The sequence below is a fragment of the Streptomyces sp. NRRL B-24085 genome (assembly GCF_001282115.1).
In the GTDB taxonomy this organism is placed as follows: domain Bacteria; phylum Actinomycetota; class Actinomycetes; order Streptomycetales; family Streptomycetaceae; genus Streptomyces.
Window position 1 is genome coordinate 1 of the sequence record NZ_LJBR01000309.1, and the last position, 16313, is coordinate 16313.

The 16313-nt window shown below is 70.4% G+C and carries 12 protein-coding genes, 1 other RNA gene and 3 pseudogenes; 7 read left to right on the forward strand and 9 right to left on the reverse strand.

From position 1 onward, the window contains the following. Positions 1–40: 40 nt before the first annotated feature. Positions 41–301, reverse strand: coding sequence for a GntR family transcriptional regulator (locus AOJ26_RS29875; RefSeq protein WP_199828885.1), 261 nt, complete (start codon positions 299–301; stop codon positions 41–43). Between the two features lie 147 nt (positions 302–448). On the opposite strand from AOJ26_RS29875, the gene AOJ26_RS43970 reads away from it, so the two are divergent. From AOJ26_RS43970 to AOJ26_RS29895, 4 genes are all read left to right on the forward strand, one after another. Then, entirely contained in the window at positions 449–763 is a 315-nt protein-coding gene (locus tag AOJ26_RS43970; protein WP_179200335.1) for a hypothetical protein, read from the forward strand. Beyond that, positions 760–1023 (forward strand): hypothetical protein, encoded by a 264-nt coding sequence (locus AOJ26_RS29885; RefSeq protein WP_053851483.1) that lies wholly within the window; start codon positions 760–762, stop codon positions 1021–1023. The genes AOJ26_RS43970 and AOJ26_RS29885 overlap by 4 nt, the downstream gene beginning before the upstream one ends. A 251-nt stretch (positions 1024–1274) precedes the next feature. Further along, the gene (locus tag AOJ26_RS29890; RefSeq protein ID WP_053851484.1) at positions 1275–2861 is read left to right on the forward strand and encodes a serine/threonine-protein kinase; all 1587 of its coding nucleotides are present in this window, start codon (positions 1275–1277) and stop codon (positions 2859–2861) included. A gap of 430 nt (positions 2862–3291) precedes the next feature. Then, positions 3292–6756 (forward strand): type ISP restriction/modification enzyme, encoded by a 3465-nt coding sequence (locus tag AOJ26_RS29895; protein WP_053851485.1) that lies wholly within the window; start codon positions 3292–3294, stop codon positions 6754–6756. A gap of 137 nt (positions 6757–6893) precedes the next feature. Here the strand turns inward: AOJ26_RS29895 and rnpB are convergent. The 5 genes and pseudogenes from rnpB to AOJ26_RS29915 form a co-directional block, all read right to left on the reverse strand. Then, positions 6894–7298: RNase P RNA component class A (rnpB, locus tag AOJ26_RS29950), an RNA gene on the reverse strand. An 85-nt stretch (positions 7299–7383) separates the two neighbouring features. Continuing rightward, positions 7384–8214 (reverse strand): annotated as a pseudogene (locus AOJ26_RS45280) (DMT family transporter); the annotation flags it as partial. 19 nt (positions 8215–8233) lie between these two features. Further along, positions 8234–9055 carry a helix-turn-helix domain-containing protein gene (locus AOJ26_RS29905; RefSeq protein WP_053851487.1) on the reverse strand — a complete coding sequence of 274 codons (822 nt, stop codon included), beginning with the start codon at positions 9053–9055 and terminating at the stop codon, positions 8234–8236. 48 nt (positions 9056–9103) lie between these two features. Then, positions 9104–9286 (reverse strand): annotated as a pseudogene (locus AOJ26_RS29910) (Uma2 family endonuclease); the annotation flags it as partial. A gap of 30 nt (positions 9287–9316) precedes the next feature. Further along, complete coding sequence (locus AOJ26_RS29915; RefSeq protein WP_053851489.1) at positions 9317–10747, reverse strand: RNB domain-containing ribonuclease; 1431 nt, start codon at positions 10745–10747, stop codon at positions 9317–9319. 64 nt (positions 10748–10811) lie between these two features. Between AOJ26_RS29915 and yaaA the strand changes: the two genes are divergently transcribed. Next, on the forward strand, positions 10812–11618 hold the full coding sequence (gene yaaA, locus AOJ26_RS29920) for a peroxide stress protein YaaA (protein WP_053851490.1): 807 nt from the start codon (positions 10812–10814) through the stop codon (positions 11616–11618). 38 nt (positions 11619–11656) lie between these two features. Then, positions 11657–12316, forward strand: coding sequence for a bifunctional 4-hydroxy-2-oxoglutarate aldolase/2-dehydro-3-deoxy-phosphogluconate aldolase (eda, locus tag AOJ26_RS29925; protein ID WP_053851491.1), 660 nt, complete (start codon positions 11657–11659; stop codon positions 12314–12316). Here the strand turns inward: eda and AOJ26_RS29930 are convergent. The 3 genes and pseudogenes from AOJ26_RS29930 to AOJ26_RS29940 form a co-directional block, all read right to left on the reverse strand. Continuing rightward, positions 12299–13456, reverse strand: a complete 1158-nt coding sequence (locus AOJ26_RS29930; protein ID WP_053851492.1) for a bifunctional RNase H/acid phosphatase — start codon at positions 13454–13456, stop codon at positions 12299–12301. The genes eda and AOJ26_RS29930 overlap by 18 nt on opposite strands. Before the next feature lie 12 nt (positions 13457–13468). Continuing rightward, a pseudogene (locus AOJ26_RS42275) lies at positions 13469–14181 on the reverse strand (zinc ribbon domain-containing protein). Continuing rightward, entirely contained in the window at positions 14178–15017 is an 840-nt protein-coding gene (locus tag AOJ26_RS29940) for a Nif3-like dinuclear metal center hexameric protein (RefSeq protein WP_053851494.1), read from the reverse strand. Before AOJ26_RS29940 ends, AOJ26_RS42275 begins: the two are co-directional and overlap by 4 nt. 187 nt (positions 15018–15204) lie before the next feature. On the opposite strand from AOJ26_RS29940, the gene AOJ26_RS29945 reads away from it, so the two are divergent. Further along, a partial coding sequence (locus AOJ26_RS29945) for a hypothetical protein (protein WP_078960076.1) occupies positions 15205–16313 on the forward strand: 1109 nt, incomplete at its 3' end.

Below are 16313 nucleotides of genomic sequence, written 5' to 3' on the forward strand. Positions count from 1 at the left end.
ATGGGCGTGAAGACGTACGGCTCAGCTGGGTGGCTGCGGCTCAGGCTAGGCCGACAGTCTCAGGGGAGGGCGGCAGGGGGTCGGCGACGAAAGTCCCCAGCCCCACCTCGCCCCGCGTCCACCCCTGCTCCCGTACATGCCGCATCGCCTTCGCCGCTGTCGCATTCACCACGCCGAACTCTTGGGCGATTTCCAGGGTGGAGGGCACACGGCTTCCCGGCGGATACGTGCCGTCCTTGATGCGCCGGATGATCTCCACTGCGATCTGCCGCCACAGGGGGCGTGTGCGGCCAAGCTCCATGACGTCAGCGTGGGTTACCACGGCATTCCGCGCATCCGCAGTTATCTACGGTTATCCACGCTATTGTAGTTCGCAACACAGAGCGGCCCCGGCGGGAAGCGGCTACTTCCCTACCGGGGCTTCAGCCGACTGATTGGGAGTCGACCTATGCGCAGCCTACTGGCCGCGATTCTGGCCCTGTTCCTGCCCGCCCGGGGTGCCCATCGCGCCGCAGTGCCGCCACCACTGCCCCCCGTCTTCTGTCCGCCCGCTCCGGTACCCCCACCCGTGATCACGTGCCCGCACCCGGCGGACGTCGTCACCGCTGACGGCATGCCGCTGGTCCGGCCGTACGTCGTCGAATGGGAACGCGAGCGGGACGAACATGACCGGCGGCGTCTTCAGCGCGAGCGGCGCCGGGCGGCGGTCCTGGCGACGCTGGGACAGGACTACGTTCCGGTTCCGTGGGAGGTCGCCGCATGAGCACGAGTACGCCGCGTCTGCGCAGTCTCGGCCTCGACCCGGCCACCGGCAAGGAGGCCCTGGCGGTCACACACCCCTGCGGCCGTCTTGAGGAGCTGGCCGACGCGCACGCGCTGAAGGCCGCCGCTGTCCTGGTGACTGTGGTCGGCGCAGTGCTGGAGGTGGGGAAGGCATCGGACGCCGAACTCGCCGCCTTCGTAACGCCGTTGCACGCCGCGCTCGAAGAATGCGTCGGCATCATGGCGGCGGACAGGGAGTGACGGCGTAGAGGCAATTCGGCCGCAGGGCCGGTGGTGCCGTGGGTGCCCTGGGTTCCTCCTGGGCACCCCCCATCCACCGACCGCAGCATGGGGCTGTTCCTGCGGCGGGAGGCCGGCCGCCGCACCCTCCTGCCCGTCGTCCACCGCCGGGCCCAAGTCCATGTCTCACCGCGAACCCTGGACGGCATCCTGACGCAGCGGTCACACTTGACCCCTGACCGTGACTGTTCATCACGCACACCGGGGGCAAGGTGCCGCAGGAGGCGATCTCCGACCGTTACGAACTCCTGGAGGAGCTGAGCCACGGCGGCATGGGCGACGTGTGGCGCGGCTACGACGCCGTGCTCGACCGGCCCGTCGCCGTGAAGCTCATCCGGCAGGCGTCGGTCACCTCCCCGCAGCTGGCCGAGGAGTTCGCCAAGCGGTTCCGCCGCGAGGCCCGCATCACCGCACGCATCCAGCACGCCGGCGTGCCGCAGGTGTACGACGCGGTGCTCGACGCGTCGTACGAGCGGCTGTTCCTGGTGATGGAACTCGTCGACGGCGTACCGCTGTCCGCCTACCTCGACCCCGGCCGACCGTTGCCGGTCAGCTGGGCCGTCGCCGTCGCCGCACAGGTTGCGACCGTACTGTCGTACGCGCACGACGTGCCGGTGATCCACCGGGACCTCAAGCCGGGCAACATCCTCGTCGCCCGCGACGGCACTGTGAAGGTCCTCGACTTCGGCATCGCGGCGATGCTGCGGACGGATGTCACCAAGCTGACCGCCACCGGCAGCCCCATCGGCACCCACCAGTACATGTCGCCCGAGCAGGTCCGCGGCGGAAGCATCACCCCGCAGACCGACCTGTACGCGCTCGGCTGTGTGCTGCACGAACTCCTCAGCGGGCGGCTCGTGTTCGAGGCGGAGAGCGAGTACCTGCTGATGTACCAGCACGTCAACGCAGCCCCCACCCCGCTGCGACAGCTGCGGCCCGACGTCCCCGAGGCGCTGGAGGAGCTGGTCCTGCACCTGCTGCGCAAGGCACCCGAGGCGCGGCCCGCCGACACACAGGAGGTGTACGCGCGGCTGCTGCCGTTCCTCCCGCCGCCGGGCCAGGAGCCCGGCACGGCGGACGCCGGGCCGGTCGGCGCGCCCGACCCGACGGACGTGTTCCGTCGCCCCTTCGCGCCTCGCGCCCGTGCCCAGGCCTCTGCGTCCGGCGGTCCGGCGCCGACGGCCGTCCTTCCGGGGGCCTGGCCGGTGCCCGTCCCCGCCCGGCTGCGCCAGGACATCAAGGAGGCGTACGCGCATTCCGACGCCCTACTGGAGGAGCAGCGGTTCGCGCAGGCCGCCGAGGTGCTCGGCGAGGTCATTGAACCCGCCGCCCTCGCCCTCGGCTCCGAGAGCAGGCAGGTCCTGGCGCTGCGCCGCCAGCGAGCGGCGATCCGCCTCCTCGGCGGCGACTACCGGGCCGCCCTGCCCGAGTTCGACGCCCTCGCCGACGCCTACTCCCGTATCGCCGGGCCCACCGGCGAGCAGGCCCGCGCCTGCCGCGCCCAGGCGGCCCGCTGCCGCGCCGCACTCGGCCAGGTCACCGACGCGCTCGCGGCGCTCCAAGGGGTGCTGAACGTCGTGCGGACCGTCGACAGCGACGTCAGCGAGGAAGCCGTGGAGCTGCGGCACAACATCGGGATGCTGCTGCTCGCCCAGGGCCGGACCGCCGAGGCGCGGCAGGTCCTCGAACCACTCCACCAGGACATGTGCATGGTATTCGGCCCGGAGGACGAGATGACCGCCGAGATCGCCGAGGCGCTCGCCGTGATCCGCCTCGACCTCGACGGTTCAGCTTCCTGACCCGCTCCCTCCGGAAGCAGCTTCACCAAAAACCGTGCTGCTCTACCGCCGAGGTTTCGCGACGGTCACGGCGCCGGGCGGTTCAGCGCTACCCGGCGTGACCGTCGGGCCAGCGGTGTCGCCGGCCGAAAACAGCACCGTACGGCAGCGCCAGGCCGCCCTCGGAAGGGATTCGATCCCACTCCTCAGCGGGTGTCGCACGTTTGGATCCTGCCGCGACACAGACAGATAGCTGTTCAGCGGCCCTTCCATCCAAGATCTGGAAGGGCCTTGCCCCTTCCAGAACCCGTGCAGTGCGCGGAGGAGGGGGCGTTGTCGCAGACCAGCCCTTGGCTACACGCAACCTTGAGACCCTCTCGACGGACGGTGATGTTGCACTTACCGTGTGTTGAGTTGGATACCGGGGAGTGTGCTGGCCTCTGGGGGCGGGATGCAGCGCAGGGACGGGTTTCGGCGGATCATCAGCGAGTTCGGTGCAGCGTGCAAGCAGGCATTGCTTCATGGGCAGAAGGAAGCCGCGATCCGTCGCGCCGTGGAGACGCTTCTCGTCGATGCGGCGAACGTGGTAGGGCTGCAGGCCGTCCTGCATGCCGAGGTAGCGATCGCCGCGCACCGTATCCGCCCCGACCTGGCTGTGCGTATCGGGAAGTTATCCCGCAACATCGTCGGCTACGTCGAGCTGAAGAGCCCGGACAAAAGCGTGATTCATCCTGGCGGGCTGAACCAACGTGATCGACGGCAGTGGGAGGGGATGGCGAAGCTCCCCAACTTGATCTATACAAACGGCCAGACCTGGATCATGTATCGCTCAGGTCGACAACACGGCGACGCCATCCACCTCGAAGGCGATCTGCGTAGTGCTGGATCCCGTCTGCGGCTATCGACAGCCAGCGAAGCCGCCTTCGAATCGATGCTGAAAGCGTTCTTCAGTTGGCAGCCGCATCCACTGACATCGATGCGGGAAGTGGTCGCTCAGGTAGCCCCGCTGTGCACACTCCTGCGCGATGCTGTCCACGACCGGCTCGATGCCGAGGCCAGCTTCCCGCGCCACCGCCGTCCCTTCACTGACCTGGCCTCCACTCTCGAAGTCGATCTCTTTCCCACCACCGACGACCGGGACAAACGCGCGGCCTTCGCCGACCGCTACGCCCAATCCGTCACCTTCGCGCTCCTGCTCGCCAGCTCGGACACCGCCGAAGACCATGACAGCTCACTGACCAAGATGAGCCTGCATGAGGTCGGCCGCCGCCTGGGAGCGGAGCATTCCGTCATGGGGCGCGCTCTGCAGATCCTCACCGATCAGGTCGAGGGAGAATTTCGCGACAGCCTCGACATGCTCGTTCGCGTCATCGACGCCATCGACTGGCGGAGCGCCCTGGCCAGCGAACCCGGCTTCCACATCCACCTTTACGAACACTTCCTGCAGGAGTACGACCCCGACCTCCGCAAGGACTCCGGCACCTACTACACCCCAGCGCCACTGATGGAGGAGATGATCCGCCTTGTCGACGAAGTATTGATCACCACGCTGGGCTGCCCAGACGGTTTCGCCGACCCCGGTGTGTCCATCATCGACCCGGCCATGGGCACCGGCACCTTCCTCACCGGCATCATCGACCTCGTCGCCCGCAAGCAGTCCGAGGGCGGCAACCATGGCTTCCGTGCCGAATCCGTCCAAGAACTCGCAGGCCGACTGATCGGCTTCGAAAAGCAGATGGGCCCTTTCGCCGTTGCACAGATGCGCGTCGGGCAGATGCTGCGCTCTCTTAACGCCTGGGTCCGGCTGCGCGACATGCGCCTCCATCTGGCCGACACCCTTGCCGATCCCTGGCGGCCGAGTGAACTCTTCACCCGCTATGGCGCCCTGTGGGGTCCCCTGCGCGACGACGCTGAAGCCGCCAGCTTCATCCAGCGCGAAGGCCGCATCACTGTGGTCATCGGCAACCCTCCCCACCGCGAACAGGCCGAAGGCCAGGGGGGATGGATCGAGAATGGCTCACCAGACCGAGGCACTCCACCGCTGGACGCCTTCCGGCTACACGGTGCGGCAGGGGTGTACGAGAACAAACTGAAAAGCCTGTGCACCTACTTCTGGCGCTGGGCCACGCACAAGGTGTTCGACCAGTACGACGACCACCGTCACGGCGTTGTCTGCTTCGTCAGCACCGGCGGGTTCATCCGCAGCGCCGGCTTTCAGGGCATGCGGTCGTACCTGCGCCGCACTTGCACCGAAGGCTGGGTCATCGACCTCACTCCTGAAACGAAGAGGCCCCCGCTGAACAGCCGCTTTTTCCCCGGCGTCCAGCAGGAATTAGCCATAGCCATTTTTGTCCGCAAGCAAGGCGAGCGGCGAGATCAACTGGCACCTGTCCACTACACGGCTGTGCATGGCACTCGCCGGGACAAAGAAGAGCAACTACACCACTTGCACATCAAGGGTCCCGGCTGGCGCACTTCCCGGCTTGTCGAGCACGCCCCCTTCACACCCGCCTCGCACAGCGGCTGGGATGCCTTTCCCGCTCTCACCGACCTCATGCCCTGGCGGAAACCGGGCATAAAACCCAACCGGAACTGGGTCTTCAGCCCATCCAAAACCACCTTGAGTCGACGCTGGAACCGCCTCGTCCAGGAACGTGACCTCGTCACACGCAGGGCACTGTTCAAAGAGACCCGAGACCGCACCCTGGACAAGGACGCCCTCCAGATACCCGGTCACCCCCACCCCCCGACCCTTCTCCGCGACGAGCACAAGCCTTGCCCTGTTCCGATACGCGTCGCCCGAAGAGCCTTGGATCGCCAATGGCTCATACCCGACGGGCGCGTCATCGACTTCTCCCGCCCGGAGCTTTGGCAAGCCGCCATTGATGGCCAGGTCTTCATCGTCGAACAGCACTCGCAACGCCTGCAGACCGGCCCAGCGCTGCTCTTTACCGCTCTCATCCCTGACATGCACTACTTCAATGGCAACGGCGGTCGTGTGCTGCCATTGCTTCACGCAGACCGCACCCCCAACATCGCCCCCGGGCTGCTACATCACCTCGCCAACTCCTACGGCCTTCAAGAGGTCATGCCGGTAGAACTGCTGGCTTACATCGCCGCCGTCGCCGCCCATCCCACCTTCACCGAGCGCTATGCAGACGACCTCAACTCACTCGGCGTACGCATACCTTTGACCGCCGCTGGTGGCCTGTGGAGGGAAGCGGTCAATCTGGGACACCACATTCTGTGGGCCTCCACCTTCGGAACACGAAGTATCAGCCCAGGTGACGGCCGCCCCGCAGGCACATCGAACTGGTGGCGAGACCTGCATCCCGAGATCACATACGCCCGACAAGTCGCGCCTGATGGGCTTCCCTCCACGGTCACCTACGACTCCGAAAACGAGCATCTGATCATCGAGGGGGGTGTCTTCACTGGCGTCACGCCACGCATGCGCAATTACACCACTGGCGGGCGTAACGTACTCGACAGCTGGCTCTCGTATCGCAGCACCCGCAGTGCTGGCAAGGTGACCAGCGAACTCGACCGCGAGCGCCCAGAACATTGGGAGCACGAGTGGAGTCGGGAACTCGTCGAGATCCTCGCCGTACTCAGTCACCTGACTGCCCTGGAGCCGCGGCAGGCAGAGCTACTCGACCGCATAGTGACCGCCCCACTGATCGATGTGGCTGAGCTGAAACGACGCCGCATCCTCCCGGTACCCGAGCGCGCCAAGAACGCTCGCACCGGCCCGGAACACGCGTTTCTGCCCGGCCTCGAAGCAGTCGATGGTCAACCTCCTGGACCTGTCGAGCCTCTCACGCCGCCCAGCGACTCCACGGGTGACGCGGCACCCGGCCGACACTCGCCTGTGCGACCCGGCTCTCATGCCCGACGGCACCGCGGTCGGGCATGATACGCAGAGGGCAACCACTCCTCATTCAGCGAAGCGACTGCCCTGCATGCGCAGTGAGCACTTGCGGGTCACCCCAATCAGAAGTTGGAAGCGCGAGGCCCCAACCGGGCTCTAGAACCAGGTCAGAGCCCTAATGGCAGACGAGTCGGGCTGTACGCCGGGTTCTGTCACCCGGTCGCCTCGCGGCGGCCGGGGAGACGGCCATCCATCTAGGACCGGCGTTGCCGTCGGTCTCGTGCGGTCTACCCGGGGACTCGGGCGGGCAGCCCTCGAACGTCCCCGCAGGAGCACCGAGGTGCTCCCTTTTGACCTTGCTCCGGGTGGGGTTTACCTAGCTGCTCAGGTCGCCCTGGGCACTGGTGGTCTCTTACACCGCCGTTTCACCCTTACCCGGTGCCGAAGCACCGGGCGGTCTGTTTTCTGTGGCACTTTCCCGCGGGTCACCCCGGGTGGCCGTTAGCCATCACCCTGCCCTGTGGAGCCCGGACGTTCCTCGGGGAGCCCTCCAAGAGGGGACTCCACGCGGCCGTCCGCCCGGCTCGTCTGCCGTGGGGACCATGTTACCGGGGACTCGGTGCAGGCTGGTTCGGCGGTCACGCGAACCGGGCCCGCCGTGGCCAGGACCGAGCCCGTCAGGATCAGCGCGAAGGCCACGCCCACGCCGAGAGTCAGGGGCTCGGACAGGAACAGGACGCCGGCCACGACCGCCACCGCCGGGTTGACGTATGTGATCACCGTCGCCCGCGTCGGGCCGACCTCCTTGATCAGTTCCAGGAAGGCCACGAACGCCACCGCCGTGCAGATCACCCCCAGGCCCGCCAGAGCCGCCAGAACCGAGGACGAGGGCATCGAGGTAGGCCAGGTCAGCGCCGCGCCGGGGGCGTACACCAGGGCCGCCAGCGCCAGGCACGGTGCCGTCAATTGCAACGAAGGAACGTCCTTCAGATGGCGTGCCGCGATCAACGGGGCCGTCGCGTAGCCCACCACCGTCACCAGCACCTCCGCCATGGACTTCGCGTCGCCGCCGGTCAGGTGCGGAACGGTCAGGACCCCCACGCCGGCCAGCCCCAGCGCCAGGCCCGTCACCCGCCGCACGCCCAGTCTCTCCGTGTCGCCGAAGAAGCGGGCCAAGAGGACGCCGACGATCGGTACGCCCGCTATCAGCAGGCCCGCCGTCGAGCTGGAGAGGTGGCGTTCCGCGTCCGTCAGCGTGTACCAGGGGCCCATGATCTCTATGACCGCGAAGGCCAGCATGGGCAGCCAGTGCGCCCGTACCGTCCGGACCAGACCTCCCTGGCGGATCGCGAACGGCAGCAGGAGCAGGGCGCCCAGGGCACACCGTACGAACACCACCATCGTCGCCGACAGCGGGGCGTCCACCGCCACTTTGATCATCAGGTAGGGGATGCCCCACACCACGCCCATCAGGGAGAACAGGAACCAGCCGCGTGCAGTCATGCGGACATCGTCGGTGTCCTCAACGGCTCGCGTCTTGAACGCTGTTGCGGTACGCCGCCGGGGTCACCCCCAGTACGCGGCGGAACCAGCGCGTCAGGTGTGCCTGGTCCGCGAAGCCCACCAGGGCGGCCACCTCCGAGGGGCGCAGTCCCGATTCCAGCAGGCCGCGGGCCCTGCCCACCCGGTACTGGGCCAGCCAGGCGTACGGCGGTACGCCCATCGTCGTCCGGAAGGCCCTGAGGAGCTGGTAGCGGGACAGGCCCAGGTCCGCGGCCAGGTCGGCCAGGGACGGGGGTGACAGCAGTTCGTCCGCCAGGCGGTCGCGGACCGCTCTCGCCACCGCCTCCGCGCCGGGGATCACGCAGGTCGTCACGCGGGCCGTGGAGTGGCGGCAGGCCAGGGCCGTCAGGAGCCAGGGGAGGCGGGACTCGGTCTCCAACGGGTCCGGGCAGACGCTGAGTTCGGAGTGGGCGGAAAGGAGGGCTGCGGCCAGTTCCGGGTCGTCCAGGAGGGGGTCCCGGAAGTGGGGCGTATCCGTGGTGCCGTCCGCCAGCAGGGGCGGCGCCGCGTAGAGGGCCCGGTACGCGTAGCCGTCCGTGGTGGTGCCGGGGCCGCCCGTGTGCATCTCGCCCGGGGCTAGTACGACGATCGAGCCGGGGCCCGTGCGGATGTGGCCGCCCCGGTAGTCGATGAGCTCCGAGCCGCCCACGCACACGCCGATCGTGTACTCGTCATGGGCGTGCGGGGCGTAGACGTGCTTGTCGAAGCGTGCGGTCAGCAGGTCCAGCGGGGGGCCGCAGCGGCCCAGCCGTGTTCTCGTCCACAGTGCTTGTTCCGCCACGGTCCGTCCCCCTGTCCGTCTTGCTCAGAGGGTGCAACGCCCTGGCGGTCAGAGAAAGTCCGCGGTCTCCAGGTCGAAGGCGAACGGGGCGGGGAGGGCCAGCGGCTTGCCGAACGTACGGGTGCAGTGTTCCCGGTAGTCGTCCTTCTCCGGGACGCTGAACAGGGTCACCGACGCGGTCTCCCGGTCGACGAGCAGGTAGAGCGGGATGCCGCCACGGGCGTAGCAGCGGGGCACACGGCCAGTGCCTCGGACACGCGGTCAGGCGGGCGCGAAGCGCACCTTCGCCGGGCTCGCGGGCGTGCTGGGATCCGACTCCACGACCTTCACCCGCAGCCGCTCCCCCAGCGACAGTCCCTCCCCGTCGATCCGGCCGATCACCGCCGGCGTCTCCAACTGCACGGTCCCCACCGTCGGCCGGTGTTCGTCCAGGTCCACCACGCAGCCGTCGAACACCTCCCCCACCCGGTCCTTCAGGACCGCCGCCTCGACGAGGTCGACGCACGCCCGTTCCACCGCGGCCGCACGCCGGCCGCCCTCGGACATCTCGCGGGGCAGCGCGTCGAAAGCCGCGAGCACCCACTCCGGCACCGGCGCCCCCGCCACCGCCGCCAGGCAGATCTCCGACGCGTACCGGTCGACCAGGCGCCGCAGCGGGGCCGTGCAGTGGGCGTAGGGGGCGGCGACCGCCGCGTGGGTGGTGAGGGAGGGCACGGCGCCGTCTCGGAAGACCGTGTAACCCGCACCCCGCAGCAGGGTCGTGCACTCCTGGAGGAACGCCGCGTGGGACGGGGTCGCCGGGTCCAGGGAACGGATCAGCGCCGCGTACGAGACGTGGTGCGGCCAGTCGATGTGCAGGGCGGTGGCGGTGCGGCGGAGGCGGCCCACCGCGCCGTCCGGGGCGGCCGGGAGCGTGCGGAGCACCCCCGTGCCGTGGGCGAGCATCAGCTCCGCCGCCGCCATGCCCGTGAGCAGGGAGATCTGGGCGTTCCAGCCGTCGGCGGGCAGCCCGGCGCGGTACATGAGCTCGTACGTGCCGTTCCGCTCCACGATCTCCTGCTCGGGGACCCGCAAGGAGATGCCGCCGCGCTCGACCTCCAGCCGTTCCCGCAGCTCGCCGACCACGCGAAGCAGCTCCAGCGGCTCCTCCGCCGTACCCGCGTCGATCTCCCGCTGCACGCTCTCGTAGTCGAGCTTGGCCCGGCTGCGGACCAGGGCGCGGCGGACCTCGGCCGCGGTCGTACGGCCTTCCGCGTCGAGGTCGATCGTCCACAGCGCGGCCGGGCGGACCTGGTCCGGGAGGAGGCTCGCGGCGCCCTCGCTGAGCAGCGGCGGGTGCAGGGGGACCCTGGTGTCCGGGAAGTACAGGGTGAGCACGCGGCGGTGGGTCTCCGCGTCCAGGGCCGATCCGGGGGCCACGAACGCGGCGACGTCGGCGATGGCGTACCGGAGGCGGTAGCCGGTGCCCCGGCGGGAGAGGTGCATCGCCTGGTCGAGGTCGGTGGAGGCGGGCGGGTCGATGGTGAAGAGGGGGATGTCGGTCGCGTCGACGTGAGCCCCTGGGCGAAGGGGCCGCTCGGCCTCGGAAAGCACCTCCGGCGGGAAGTCGGACGGCACGTCGAGTTCGGTGCGCAGGGCGGCGAAGGCGGTCCGTAGCGGGATGTCGGTCACACGTATGCGGCGGCGGGGCATACAGCGAGGGTAGGCAGATCCGGCCGCCGTACGCTGTCCGGAGCTCAACAGAAGGAGAAGTTCCGTGCTGGTCCTGCTGCCTCCCTCCGAAGGCAAGGCGTCCTCCGGTCGTGGTGCCCCGCTGAAGCTGGAGTCGCTGTCGTTGCCGGGGCTCCACGAGGGCCGGGAGGCGGTCCTCGACGCGCTCGTCGAGCTGTGCGCCGGGGACGAGGAGAAGGCGCGCGAGGTGCTGGGCCTGAGCGAGGGGCTGCGCGGCGAGGTCGCGAAGAACGTCGAGCTGCGGACCGCGGGGGCGCGGCCCGCCGGCGAGATCTACACGGGTGTCCTGTACGACGCCCTCGACCTGGCCTCCCTCGACACGGCCGCGAAGAGGCGTGCGGGGCGTTCGCTGCTCGTGTTCTCGGGGCTGTGGGGAGCGGTCCGGCCGACCGACCGGATTCCGTCGTACCGCTGCTCGATGGGGGTGAAGCTGCCCGGGCTCGGGGCGCTGGCCACGCACTGGCGTGCGCCGATGGCCTCCGTCCTCGCCGAGGCCGCCGGGGACGGGCTCGTGCTCGATCTGCGGTCCTCCGCCTATGCCGCCGCGTGGAAGCCGAAGGGGGAGGTCGCCGAGCGGACGGCGACCGTGCGGGTGCTGCACGCGCCGACCCGGAAGGTCGTCAGCCACTTCAACAAGGCGACCAAGGGGCGGATGGTGCGGAGTCTGCTGTCGGCGGGGGTCGCGCCGAAGGGGCCGGCCGAGCTGGTGGAGGCGCTGCGGGAGCTCGGGTACGTGGTGGAGGCGTCGGCGCCCGCGAAGGCCGGGCAGGCGTGGGCGCTGGACGTGCTGGTGGACGAGATCCACCGAGTCGCATTGCACAGGATGCAATGACCTTTGCGCAAGGTGCAGCACTTGGCCATGATGACGTCATGGCCTCCTCCTCCCCTGCCCCTTGCCCTGACTCCCTGCTCGACCTCGCGCCCGTCGTTCCCGTCGTCGTGGTCCAGGACGCCCCCGACGCCGTACCGCTCGCCCGGGCGCTGGTCGCCGGCGGGCTGCCCGCCATCGAGGTGACCCTGCGGACGCCCGTCGCGCTCGACGCGATACGGGCGATCGCCGGGGAGGTGCCGGACGCGGTGGTGGGGGCCGGGACCGTCATCACGCCGGAGCAGGTCCATGACGTCGTCGCCGCCGGCGCGCGCTTCCTCGTCAGTCCGGGCTGGACGGACGTTCTCCTGGAGGCGATGCGGGGGTCAGGGGTGCCGTTCCTGCCGGGGGTGTCGACGGCCTCGGAGGTCGTGGCGCTGCTGGAGCGGGGGGTGCGGGAAATGAAGTTCTTCCCGGCGGAGGCGGCGGGCGGCACGGCGTATCTGAAGTCCCTCGCGGGGCCGCTGCCGCAGGCTCGGTTCTGTCCGACGGGCGGGATCGGGCCCGGTAATGCACCCGAGTACCTGTCCCTGCCCAACGTCGGTTGCGTGGGCGGGACTTGGATGCTCCCGGAGGATGCGCTCGCCGCGCGGGACTGGGCGCGGGTCGAGAGGCTGGCCCGGGAGGCCTCCCGCCTGGGACGGCTACGGGCGCAGGTGTGAGGTGTCGTTGAGGAGCCGCACGCTCGCGTTGCCGTCGGCGTAGTACGCGACCACCGACATGGACGCCGCCGAGAGCTCCATGCGGAACAGGGACTCGGGCGGGGCACCGAGGGCGAGCCGTACGAACGTCTTGATCGGGGTGACGTGGGTGACGAGCAGGACCGTGCGGCCCGCGTACGCCGCCACCAGCTTGTCGCGAGTGGCCGCGATCCTCGTCGCCGTGGCCGCGAAGCTCTCGCCGCCGCCGGTGGGCTGGGCCTCCGGGTCGGACAGCCAGGTGGTGAGGTCGTCCGGGTAGCGCTCGCGCACCTCACCGAAGGTGAGGCCCTCCCAGGCGCCGAAGTCGGTCTCGATCAGGCCGTCCTCGACGGTCACCTCGATGCCGAGCCGGTCGGCCACGGCGGCGGCGGTCTCCCTGGTGCGGGCCAGGGGCGAGGTGACGATGTGCTGGATCGTGCCCCGGGCGGCCAGGGCTTCGGCGGCCCTCCTGGCCTGTTCCCTGCCGGTCTCGGACAGGGACGGGTCGGTGCCGCCGCTGCCCGAGAACCGCTTCTGGGGCGTGAGCGGGGTCTCGCCGTGCCGCAGGAGCACGAAGGTGGCCGGAGCGCCCATGTCGGCCGGGGCCCAGCCGGGACTGGCGACAGCCTTGGCGGCACGTACGTCAGCCTCGGCCTTGGCGGAAGTCACCCCGGAAGCACTCTCGGCGGAGGACAGCTTCCGGACCGAACTCGCGGAACCCCCCGAGTCCATCGCCTCGTTCGCCAGCCGGTCCGCGTGCTTGTTGCGCTCGCGCGGGATCCACTCGTACGTCACCCGCCCCGGCGGGAAGACCCGTCCCGCCTCCAGGGCGAGCGGCTTCATGTCGGGGTGCTTGATCTTCCAGCGGCCCGACATCTGTTCCACGACGAGCTTGGAGTCCATGCGGACGTGCACGGTGGCGGCCGGGTCCAGGTCGTGCGCGGCGCGCAGGCCCGCCAGCAGGCCCCGGTACTCGGCGACGTTGTTGGTGACGACGCCGAGGTACTCGTACGTCTCGACCAGCGTCTCCCCCGTCGCCGCGTCCAGCACCACGGAGCCGTAGCCGGCCGGTCCGGGGTTGCCCCGCGAGCCGCCGTCGGCCTCGACGATGAACTCCCGCACGCCCGACGCCCCTTACAGGCCGGACTCGGACGTGCGCACCAGGATGCGGCGGCAGTTCTCGCAGCGCACCACGGTGTCGGGCGCGGCCGCGCGGATCTCGTTGATGTCGGTGATGGAGAGCTCCTGGCGGCCGCGCCGATGCCGCCCTGCTGCTCGCGGAGCTTGTCGTACAGCTTGAGGAGGTCTGCGGGCACGGAGGCGGCGATGACCTCGCGCTCCTTGGTGACCGAGGCGATCTCGCCGTCGAGGGTCTCGAAGGCCGCGTCCCGGCGGGCGGTGGCGTCCTCGATCTTCGACTGGACGGAGGCGACCCGGCCGGTCAGCTCGGCCACCCGCTCCTGCGCGGACTCCAGGCGCTCCATGACCTCCAGGACCACGTCCTCCAGGTCGCCCTGGCGCTTGGCGAGGGAGGTGATCTCGCGCTGGAGGTTCTCCAGGTCCTTCGGCGAGGTCACGGCGCCGGAGTCCAGGCGCTGCTGGTCGCGGGCGGCGCGCTGGCGCACCTGGTCCACGTCCTGCTCGGCCTTGGTCTGCTCGCGGGCGGTGTCGCTCTCCTCGGTCTGGGCGGCCACGAGCAGGTCGCGCAGCTGGGTGGCGTCCTTGGTGAGCGACTCGATCTCGGCGTGCTCGGGCAGCGACCGGCGCTTGTGGGCGAGCTGCTGGAGGCGGACGTCGAGGTCCTGGACGTCGAGGAGTCGGATCTGGTCGGCGGGCGCGGCGTTCAGTTGGGGGCTCCAGGTGAAGGGGAGTGGCTGGTCCAGGGGTCGGTGACCGTCTTGGAGACGTGCACGCGCAGGTTCCAGCCGTGGCGGTCGGAGATCTCGTCGAGCTGGGCGGCGGCCAGCTCGCACCAGGGCCACTCGGTGGCCCAGTGCGCCGCGTCGAGCAGCGCGAGGGGACTGTGGGCCCGGGCCTCTGAGACCGGGTGGTGGCGCAGGTCCGCGGTGAGGAAGGCGTCGACGCCGGCCGCGCGGACCTGGTCGAAGAGGCTGTCGCCGGAGCCGCCGCTGACGGCGACCGTGCGGACGGTCGCCTCGGGGTCGCCGGCGACGCGGATGCCCTGGGCGGTGGCCGGCAGGCGTTCGGCGGCGCGCGCGGCGAGCTCGCGGACGGTCGTCGGGGGGTCGAGCTCGCACACCCGGCCGAGCCCCCGGCGCCCCTCCGGGTCCGTCGGGTCCGGCACCAGCGGCCCTACGACCCGCAGGTCGAGCGCGCCCGCGAGCGCGTCCGAGACACCCGGGTCGGCGGTGTCGGCGTTGGTGTGGGCCACGTGCAGCGCGATGTCGTTCTTGATGAGGGTGTGCACGACCCGGCCCTTGAAGTGCGAGGCCGCCACGGTCGTCGTGCCGCGCAGGTAGAGGGGGTGGTGGGTGACCAGCAGGTCGGCGCCCAGCTGCACCGCCTCGTCGACGATCTCCTGGACCGGGTCGACGGCGAAGAGGACCCGCGTGACCTCCTGGTCGGGGTCGCCCACGACGGTGCCGACCGCGTCCCAGGACTCGGCCCGCTCGGCGGGCCACAGGTTCTCCAGCGCGGCGATGACTTCAGACAGACGGGGCACGGGGAAAGGCTACCTGCCTGGTCCGCCCCGCTGAACCTGAGTCGCCGACGCCCGTCCCGCTCAGCACAGTCGCCCCGTTCTCCTCAGGCGAATCGTTCCTGGGCCACCCCTTTGTGTGAAGCCGGAGCCCGGTCGTCCCACGCCCGTGCGTGCGAAAACTAGTTTCGTCGCCGGAGGTGACCGGACGATGACGGCCTGTGCCATCGAACCCGCGGCGGCGAACGAGGAGAACGGCGAGAACGGGGACGGGGAGACCTCGCGGACGGAGCGCGCGATCACCGGGGACGGGGACGAGCCCGGCGTCACGCAGGTGCGGACCGACTTCGTGATCACCGTCGACGGCTCCTACGCGGCCCGCCTCGCCCGGGACGGCGACTCCTGGTTCCCGGAGCGCTGGACCCTGGACGGCCCCGAGCCCTACGCCGTGCCGCTGCCCGGCAACCAGCCCGAGGAGCCCGGCACCGAGGTGCAGCCGATGGCCACGGACGGGCGGCACACCTTCTCGCTGCTCTACCCGACCGGGCCCCGCACCGGCGAGCTGCCGCTGGGCGCGGTCGAGTGCCCGGAGGAGGGCACGGTCCTGCGACTGCTCCCGCCGGCGCCGGGCGGTGAGAAGGCGTACGCCCTCGCGGTGGGCCCGCGCTCCAGTGCCGTGTGGCTGGTGGCGGGCGGCGCCTTCGGGCCGGAGCATCTCGCGGAGGTTCCGGGGCGCTGTTCGGGCGGGGTGTGGCTGGACCGGTCCGGGCGGATGCTGGCGCTGGACCGGGAGACGGGCGGGCGGACCAAGGCGGTCGTGGTCGATCTGGAGCGGGGCGGGGAGGTGTCGCCACTGTTGCAGATCGCCGACGGCAGTGACGACCGGCTGCTGCTGGCCGACCCGGACAGCGGGCTGCTGCTGATCTCCTCGGACGCGCCGTCGCCGGGGCGGCCGCGGCTGGGGTGGGGGGTGCTGGGCAGCACGCTGCCGGTGCGTTTCCCGGAGTGCCTGCGGGTGCCGAACTGTTCGGTGACGCCGTTCGCGATCCAGCCGGGGCAGGTGCTGGTGCCGGAGAGCTGCGGGGTGGCGCTGCGCGTCGACGGCCCGATGGGCAGTTGGGTGGGCGTGTGGCGGCCGGCCGCCCGGCAGGTCCAGCACCTTGCGGCGCCCGAGGGGTGGCCGGCGGGCGCCGGGCTGTGGACCGAGGACGGCGAGCTGCTCCTGCCGTACGCCACCGCGGACACGCCGTGCGGGGTGGCGCGGTGGGCGGCGGCACCCGGGGACGGGGCCCTCACCGGGGAGGCGGAGGGCCCTGGGGG